Consider the following 8,674-nt stretch of genomic DNA (forward strand, 5'->3'; position numbering starts at 1 on the left):
TTAGCTCCTGATTGCCCAGAATTGCATCTCCAGCCCCGGGAAGCTGCCCGCTACGTGGAAGGCAAAACCACTGGCGTTGTCCAGCATCTTCCAAGCCTGGCTCTGATCGTCCAACCGGAAGTACACGAACCCGGCATGGTAGGGCAGCTGACGCGGGGCCACCGGCAGGGCCGATAACGGAATGCCCGGCAGCTGCAGGCTGATAAGATCCCGAATTTTTTCCACGGACGCCACCTTGCACTGCTGGACAAACTGTTTGCGCAGGTCGTCCAGCGGCATGTCGGCTTTTACCGCCAGAATGAACTCGGCATCGTTCATCAACTGACCATCCTGTACCGGCGCTACCGTGAGGCCGTACTGGCGTTGCTGCAGGGTAATGGACAAGGCCCGAGGCTCCAGCACTGTGCTCAGGGCCTGCCGCAGAATCTGCATCAGCGGGCTGAAACAGACTTCCGGCAGATCGTGGTCGTAAGGGGTGAACTCCCTTGGCAACCGGCTTTCTTCGGTAAAGGTGACCAGTTCGCCACACAGCTCCAGAAGCGCCTCGTACAAGCGCTCCGGGTGCAGCTGCCGCAACCGGGCCAGGTGCATGAACCTCGGGTGCGCCCGGTTCAGCATCTGCAACAGCATGAAATCCGACACATCGGCCACGCCACCCTGCCCCGGTGCGCCCACCCGTTCGGCAATGTTGCGGGCCCGTTCCTGCATCAAGCCCGCCATTTCACCAACAAAGCGCTGAAGCCGGGGAGCCGAACGCACGCTGAGCATGGTCGGCAGGAAGTTCGGATCCATCACCAGGCTGCCATCGGGGCGTTTTTCCAGGATCCGTCCGATGGCCAGTGCGGCGTAGGCACTGCGGTCTTCCCGCTCCAGCATCAGGCGCGGAGCCACCCTTCCCACGTCAATGGTGTGGGCATCGCCATTGATGGAGTGCAGATCACGGACTTCCACCGTCTGTGCCCGGAACCGACCGGCCACGGGCGCCTCCGGCCACTCTACTTCGGCCCGGCTGTCGCTGCCCAGCGGCAGCGCCAGATAGACCACCTGATTGGCCACCGAGGCGTCGGTAATTTCCTGAGGTTCCGGCATCACATCGTCCTGGGGCAGGTTGAACCGGGTGCCGTCCGGAAACAGTCCGGAGGCCCGCACCAGCCCGACCCGACCAAAGCTCAGGTACTCCGCGTTCAGCTCCAGATTGCTGAACCCGAACAGATAATCTGAAACCGCCAGGGCCCGCTCGTTGATTTGGTGTTCCAGACAGCGTTGCTGTTGCTGGAAGTGCTGGGGCTTGATGAACAGCCCATCACTCCAGACCACTCGATTCGTTACTGCCATCAGCTTTCATCCGACCGTCTGAGTTGCACTTCACGCTCGCGCAGGTTCACCAACAGGTGATAACGCCCGCCAATCGGGTCCAGCTTCACCACCTTTTTCCACTGGGACAGGTTCGGGTAGGCATAGAAGGCAATCACGGCGATGTAGCGGGTATCTTTGCTTACCTCAAAGGGCTCCACAAACTTGAACTGGCCGGGCACCAGGCTGTAATCGCTGTGGTCCACGTAGTTCTGGCCCAGGGACTCCTCCAGGTTGCTCAAAAGCTGGTCGAAGTCACCTGCCATTAACAGCGAACTGTCACGCAACTCGATCACCTGAAAGGCAATGGGTGTAGGCGCCAGGGACTGATTGGGGTTCACGCCCGGTTCCGCGAGCATGGTCAGGTCTACCCGACTCGGCAGGTCTTCCGGGTAACCCACGGGAATGTCCGGGTCCCAGAGCACCTTGGCGGTCTTGGTCACCGCATTGTAGGGGGTGCTACACCCAGCCAGTATTAAAGCAACAACCAGCAAGCTCCATTTGCAGTACTTCACTACAGTTTCTCCCTCTGTAACTGGCGCAGATGTTGATCGTAAGCCTGGTCGAACACTTCCCGGAACAGGCGTTCGAAGCCCTTCTGACGACTGGATTTCAGTTCGCGGTAATAATGTTGATACATTTCCCAGGCCCAGCGGCCTTCGTCTTCGTTGTCCTGCAGACCACGGCGATAACCGTGGAACCGGCGCAGCAAGGCTCCCGGCGAGAACGCGTGCAAAATAGCCTCCAGCCCCTCGCGAATGGCTTCCCGGGTGGCCTGCTGATGGTGGTTCAGGCTTTCCAGGCTCTCCCGGACTGCGGCAGGGGCAGACAGATGCACCGGACTGCGCTTGGCGGCAAACAGGGTCTGGATGGTGTCCGGATAGTCATTGGCCAAACGCAGCGGGTTATCCTCGATGGGCTGCAAGCGTGTGCGCAGCGCCTGATGGCGACTGTCTTCACCCTGATGCAGCGCCAGTAATCCCTCAACCGTGGCCTTGAGGGTCTGCCCGGCGTCTTCCAGAAACAGGCGCATCTGGTCGCTGTCGGCAAAATCAATATCAGCGTCCAGACCCCGAAGCAGCGGCGCACCACTGATGTGCTGACGGCTGACCTCCTGGGGACTTCGTGTGCTTTCGGACATTCCCTGTCGTTCCTTGTTGTCGCGTTGCGGAGTTACCAGCAGGCCCATGGCCACATCCTGGGTCTCCCGATACTCATCGGTGACTTCGGCCGAACGGGCAAACCATGCTCGGTCACTGGCCAGCAGCTCAGGCGCCTCCTCGTCCGGGCGGGCGGGTTTTTGCTGCCAGTGCGCCAGCGGATCGCTGCTGACCGATTCGCCGGCGGCTGACTGCAATCCCTCCAGGGGTTCGCGGCCTTCAGGCTGTTCCTGCTCATTGGCGGCGTGCCTCAATCCACTTTCGGGAGCATCTACCAGACTGTGATGCTCGCGAACGTCGTCTTCCATTTCACCAACCGCCGCCGGCACACCGGACAGTTCCGCCCGTATCTGGTAGCGGCCAATGGTCACGGTATCGCCATGACTCAGTCGGGCACGGCGGCCACGCCCCACTGACTGGCTGCTGCTGTTGATGTAGGTGCGGCCACTGCGGTCAATCAGGCAGAAACCGCCGTCCAGGTATCGAACCTCGGCGTGGCCGGCCACAGCACCGGTACGGTGAGGTGAAAGCCGCCAGCTGTCGCTGGCCGCGGTACCGATGGAACCACCACGGGGTCCAAAGCTATGTTCGATGCTGGCGCCACCGCCGGTTTCCGTCGGGTTGGTGATCACCAATGTCAGTTCTGCTGCTTGTTGTGCCACGTGTCCGGCTCCCTGCCCTATCGTCTGATCGGTATCCGTACCGCCGGGCGTTCACGGGCCCGTTCCGGTGTCATGAAGGAGTTCCAGCCCAGGCGAACATCCTCACCAAGTTGTATGGGGCGCATATCCCTGGGGCGCATTTGCAGCTCCAGGTCATAGGCCAGCTGCTCCCGGGTGGCGAACTCCACCAGTTTCACCAGGCGCTGGTGATCCCGGCCGTTGGGCAAGAAATCCGAAAATCGCTGCCGGGTCAAATTGCGCAGCCGGAATATGAACTTGCCGCTGCGATCACGGATGCGGGAACCGACCAGGGTGTCTTCTCCCAGAGTCGCATTGGCCCTGCCCAAGGAGGTCTGCTGATCCCGGGCGATGTCCACTTTGCGCAACACCCACTGCTCAATGCTGACGTCGTCCAGATCAAAGCAGTGCGCGACAATGCCGTTGACCACTTCCGGCGACCGACTCCGGCCCGCCATCAAACCGGCATAGGCCAGCATCTTGGACCAGTTTACCGGCGTGACGTCCCGCAGGCGGCCGTCGCCCAGGCCGGTCAGTGCAAATACCAGGTTCGAAAAGCCGTCGCTGGCGCCGGGCTGAAACCGGATGTAATACCGGTACTTGCGCCACGCCCGGTGGAACAGGGTCACCAGCCGGTGATTAAAGAAATCCAGAAAATGCCGGCGCACGCCGAGGTTCTGCCCGGCTTCCCAAGCCAGATCCTCCAGGTAGTAACCCGGCAGCGGCGACTGCGAACCATGCAGGCCCAGGAAGCTGACTTCCATCTGGTAGGGTGCGTGTTCATGTTCCGGTGACAGCACCGAAACCACATCACTGCCGGGAAAACCCAGGCCAGCTGAGGCCGAGAATCGGATACGTCCCTGGCGAGGTTCGTCGTGAATCGCACGCTCCAGATCGTCACCGTGATGCCGATGGATCAAATCCACGAGCTGGAAAAAACTGTATTGCCGCGCATTGCCCAGAACGGGTTCCAGCCCGGCTACATCAGCGGCTGCTGACCTTGCTGCAACGTCCATGTGTACCGTTCCTGATTGTCCGTATTCACCACTTCCAGCTGGTGAAAGGCATTGATACTCGCGTAAAGCGCAAAAAACTGGCTCAACACTGTACCGAACAGATAGAGGTCACCCTCACTGGCAAACCCCGCCTGATCCAGCTGCAGCTCTGAGCGGATACCGCGCACCGCTAGCCCGCGGATCATCCGGTCGACGGGTTTGGTTGTGATCCCACTGATGCCCGCCAGCCGTTTCTGGGACACCCGCTCGGCCTGTCGGTCCACCAGGGCCCGGAAGTCATAGACCCGCAGCACGGTGCGCAGGGAGTCGACATCCAGCATCGACAGATAGTTCAGCGACAGGTTGGAAATCAGCGTCCACAGGAGACTGCCATCAAGCGTCGGGCGCAAGGTGGCGGTGGGTCGGGTGATATTACTGAAGGCAGCAAAGGCTGGCGTGCTCTCGGTGGCCATGCAGACCTCCCCGACAGCCAGTTGCTGGGGCAGTTGCCTGTTGGTACAGGTCAGTGTCAGCGATACCGCTTCCTGCCGGTTCAGGCACTCGGTTTCATCGCCGCGCACGAAGGAAATGTAGTGATCGAATCCGTCACCCCTGACGCTCTCCCGGGTGCGCGCCCGATAATACAGGGCCGTTCGGCCCCGGTCCCGCTCCACTTCGTGCTGGAAACTCTCAAAGGCCTTATAAATACGAGGCTCACCCCGGCCCGACCGCCCCTCCAGCCAACCCTCCACCTGCTCGATACTGAACACCTCGTAGTGCTCGGGGCACCGGCTGGAGGGCGAAATACGATACTCGGTCTGGCGACCGTTCAGGTCCACCGGTTCGCCTTCATGACTGAACAGATTCACCGCCGGGGTGCAGTACAACTGCATCGAATCCCGGGTTACCCGGGTATCCGGTGGCAGAATCCGGCTGAAGTGGAAACGAAGGCTGATCTCATCTGCCTTAACCACGGGCAGCCTGGATGTCAGGCCGCAGATATCCACAAACCGGAAGGCCTCCGGAAAACTCAGGTACTCCTGGATAATCCGGTAACCAGCATAGGCATTCTTGGGATAGGGCAGAATCGCTTCGTCCGCCGCGAAGCCAACCGGTTGCAGTAGTGACGGCGGCAAATTGAAGACGCTCTCGCCCACCACCAGCTCCATGCGGCTGAGGTAATGGTTCAACCACAGGTACAAGGTTTCTGCCGTGTGATTGTCGCCCCCCAGGTAGAAACGCAAGCTCTCCAGGCCAATGGCATTCAACGGCTGGTCGGTATGCAGCGCCAGATCCACCGTGACGGACGACACTTCCCGGGAGTGTTCGGCGCTCGCCTCGGCCACACTGATCGGGAACACATACACGTCCCGGCAGGTGCGGAACCGGCACTGGGCGTGGCGGCTGGCATCCCCCAGAGGGCGACTCTTTATTTCGGTGTGTCGGTCAACAATCTGGCGCTCGCTGATGGCATGCAACTGCGGATCAAAGCGCATGATGGTGCAGCTGGGTACCGGTCGCAGATAGTTGGGCCAGAGCATTTTCAGCAGGGAGTGGGTCAGCTCGGGAAACTCGTCCTCAACCTTTTCCCTCAATTTGCCAGTCAGGAAGGCAAAACCTTCCAGCAACCTTTCGACATCCGGGTCGGTGCTTTGCTCTGATAAAAAGCAGGTCAGCTGCGGGTGTGCCTCGGCAAATTCCCTGCCCTGCAGCCGCAGAAAGCTCAACTCATCCCTGTAAAACCTATTCAACTTCATAATTACTGCACCAATGTCGGCCGGAGGAAGTGGGGATGCATTTCTGGTGGGAAAAAAGCTGGCTGAGCGAAGCCATTTGTTTTTCCCAGAAGAAAAGTGTCCCCACCTCCTCCTATCCCTGCTGTCTAAATCACGCGGTAGTGCCGCTTGTCATCCAAAACCAGGTCTATCGTCGTCCGATCGTCGCCTCCCGCAACATTCAGATAGACCGTCACCTGGAACTTCAACTGCAACGGGTCCGGCCCCGGCGGCAAAGCCACCACCTCGACCCGCTTCACCCGGGGTTCAAAATTCTCGATGCACTGACGAATTGCTCCGCGAATCTGGATGCTCAGATCGTGGGTACCCAGGGTGGCGTCATTGAAATCCAGCAGGCCCAGATCCGGTGCGCTGCTGCTGTTGCCCGGGTGGGCATTCAGCAGGCGCACCAGGTGGCGCTTGATGGATTCCACCACATGGGTCAGTTCACCCATGCTCTGCCTCGCCGGGGCGGCCGCCTGCTCGAGCCGTTCAAACAGGCTGCCGGTGTTACGAACGCCGTCAGTGCCGGTGCCGCCGAACACGGATTAATCCTTGTCCAGTCGGCCAACGAGCGAGAGTTCAAAGTTGGCACCCATGTACTTGAAGTGGGGGCGCACAGCCAGGGAGACCTGGTACCAGCCCGGATCGCCTTCCACATCGGAGACTTCCACCTTGGCGGCACGAAGAGGACGGCGGCTGCGGACGTCTGCGGGCGGGTTTTCCTGGTCGGCCACGTACTGGCGAATCCAGGTGTTCAGTTCCCGCTCCAGATCCTGACGCTCCTTCCAGGAACCGATCTGCTCGCGCTGCAGTACTTTGATGTAGTGAGCCAGGCGGTTCACGATCATCATGTACGGCAGCTGGGTACCCAACTTGTAGTTGGTCTCTGCTTCCTTGCCCTCTTTGGTGTTCGGGAACTGCTTGGGCTTCTGCACCGAGTTGGCAGAGAAGAAGGCCGCGTTGTCGCTGCCCTTGCGCATGGTCAGCGCGATGAAACCTTCGTCGGCCAGTTCGTACTCACGACGGTCGGTGATCAGCACCTCGGTCGGGATCTTGGCTTCCATCTGGCCGAAGGATTCGAAGGTGTGTACTGGCAGATCTTCCACTGCGCCACCGCTCTGGGGACCGATGATGTTCGGACACCAGCGGTACCTGGCGAAGCTCTCGGTCAGGCGGGTGGCCAGCAGGTAGGCGGTGTTGCCCCACAGGTAGTGCTCGTGATCGCCGGACACGTCTTCCTTGTAGTTGAAGCTGCGCACCGGATTTTCGGTGGGGTCGTAAGGCACACGCAGCAGGAAGCGCGGCGCGGTCAGACCGAGGTAACGGGCGTCTTCGGACTCGCGCAGGGCGCGCCACTTGGCGTATTTCGGGCCTTCGAAAACGGCGCTCAATTCCTTGATGGCCGGCAGTTCCTGGTAGCTGTCGATACCGAAGAAGGACGACGCAACCGATGACAGGAAAGGCGCGTGAGACATGGCGCCTACCGACGACAAATACTGCAGCAGCTTCATATCCGGAGTCAAAGGACTGAAGGCATAGTTGCCGACGATAGCACCCACCGGCTCACCACCGAACTGGCCGTACTCGGCGGCGTAGATGTGCTGGTAGAAGCCGGTCTGGGTGACGTCCGGGGCAAATTCGAAGTCTTCCAGCAGCTCGGTCTTGGTGGCATGCAGGATATCCACCTTGATGTTCTCGCGAAAATCGGTGCGATCCACCATCAGTTTCAGGCCGCGCCAGGAGGACTCCAGTTTCTGCAGCTTGGGTGCGTGCAGGACCTCATCCATCTGGGCGCTGATTTTGCGGTCCAGCTCCACTACCATCTGGTCGACCAGGGCCTTATTGACGGGCTGGCCTTTTTCGTCGCTCTTCAGCAGATTGGCAATAAACGTGGCCACCCCTTTACGGGCCACATCGTACCCTTCATCGGCCGGCGCCATACGGCTGTTGGCCATAACCTGATCCAATAAGGACCCTTCTGCTACGGATTCGGAGGCAGCAGATTGCTGCACAGCAGTATCAGACATACCACATCCCTTCAGTACGTGATTGATATTTGGAATTGTTCACCGTGTTGCGGCGCGAAGGCGACTACTCGCCGCCCGTGGCCAGTTCCAGTTCGGCCAGCAGCTTGTCCCGAGCCTGATCGTCGTCCAGCAGTTCCTGCAGCTTGGACCGAAATGACGGCACGTTACCGAGAGGCCCCTTCAGGGCGACCAGGGCTTCGCGCAGTTCAATCAACTTTTTCAGCTCGGGCACCTGGCGGGCGATGCTGTCCGGGGAGAAATCCTCAAGCCCCTGGAACGCCAGATTGACCGGCAAGTCATCGGAGCCATCCTCAAGCTTGTTGGACACAGTCGTGGAAAGGGTCAGGCCGGATTCTTTCATGACCGAACGGAAATTGTTCTTGTCGACGGAAATGGCCTTGCGGTCTTCGATGGGGGTTTCTTCAGCATGACCCTTGAAATCGCCGACCACGAACATCTTCAGCGGCAGTTCGGTTTCGGCCTGTTGATCGCCGGTGCTCTGCATCGTTCTTGAAGCTCAGAAAGCGTATCACCTGTCCCGCATACCGCTCCGCTTCGAACTTGTAGAGGTTTACCACCGGCACCTTGTCCGCCTCGAAGCTCGGCAGCCGCTTGGACCACCCGGTAGGAATCGTCTCCGTCCCCTCGATCGTATATAGGAAGTACTCGCTCAGCCCCTCC

At 59.9% G+C, this 8,674-nt stretch carries 8 protein-coding genes; all 8 read right to left on the reverse strand.

The annotated features are described in order from the left end of the window. The 8 genes from tssK to tssB all read right to left on the reverse strand — a co-directional run bounded on the left by tssK (nt 1) and on the right by tssB (nt 8,498). A complete protein-coding gene (gene tssK, locus R6W86_RS11120) occupies nt 1–1,335 on the reverse strand; it encodes a type VI secretion system baseplate subunit TssK (protein ID WP_410329421.1) in 1,335 nt (444 codons plus the stop codon). Beyond that, nucleotides 1,335–1,868 carry a type VI secretion system lipoprotein TssJ gene (gene tssJ / locus R6W86_RS11125; RefSeq protein ID WP_410329422.1) on the reverse strand — a complete coding sequence of 178 codons (534 nt, stop codon included), beginning with the start codon at nt 1,866–1,868 and terminating at the stop codon, nt 1,335–1,337. Before tssJ ends, tssK begins: the two co-directional genes overlap by 1 nt. Then, nucleotides 1,868–3,175 carry a type VI secretion system-associated FHA domain protein TagH gene (gene tagH, locus R6W86_RS11130; protein WP_410329423.1) on the reverse strand — a complete coding sequence of 436 codons (1,308 nt, stop codon included), beginning with the start codon at nt 3,173–3,175 and terminating at the stop codon, nt 1,868–1,870. The genes tssJ and tagH overlap by 1 nt, the downstream gene beginning before the upstream one ends. 17 nt (nt 3,176–3,192) lie before the next feature. Beyond that, on the reverse strand, nt 3,193–4,209 hold the full coding sequence (tssG, locus tag R6W86_RS11135) for a type VI secretion system baseplate subunit TssG (RefSeq protein WP_410329424.1): 1,017 nt from the start codon (nt 4,207–4,209) through the stop codon (nt 3,193–3,195). Then, the gene (tssF, locus tag R6W86_RS11140; protein ID WP_410329425.1) at nt 4,173–5,945 is read right to left on the reverse strand and encodes a type VI secretion system baseplate subunit TssF; all 1,773 of its coding nucleotides are present in this window, start codon (nt 5,943–5,945) and stop codon (nt 4,173–4,175) included. The genes tssG and tssF overlap by 37 nt, the downstream gene beginning before the upstream one ends. A 125-nt stretch (nt 5,946–6,070) precedes the next feature. Then, a complete protein-coding gene (gene tssE / locus R6W86_RS11145; RefSeq protein ID WP_410329426.1) occupies nt 6,071–6,508 on the reverse strand; it encodes a type VI secretion system baseplate subunit TssE in 438 nt (145 codons plus the stop codon). Between the two features lie 3 nt (nt 6,509–6,511). Continuing rightward, on the reverse strand, nt 6,512–7,993 hold the full coding sequence (gene tssC, locus R6W86_RS11150) for a type VI secretion system contractile sheath large subunit (RefSeq protein WP_410329427.1): 1,482 nt from the start codon (nt 7,991–7,993) through the stop codon (nt 6,512–6,514). A 64-nt stretch (nt 7,994–8,057) separates the two neighbouring features. Beyond that, a complete protein-coding gene (gene tssB, locus R6W86_RS11155) occupies nt 8,058–8,498 on the reverse strand; it encodes a type VI secretion system contractile sheath small subunit (RefSeq protein WP_410329428.1) in 441 nt (146 codons plus the stop codon). Between the last annotated feature and the right edge of the window lie 176 nt (nt 8,499–8,674).

This window comes from Marinobacter sp. (assembly GCF_046484525.1).
In the GTDB taxonomy this organism is placed as follows: Bacteria; Pseudomonadota; Gammaproteobacteria; order Pseudomonadales; family Oleiphilaceae; genus Marinobacter.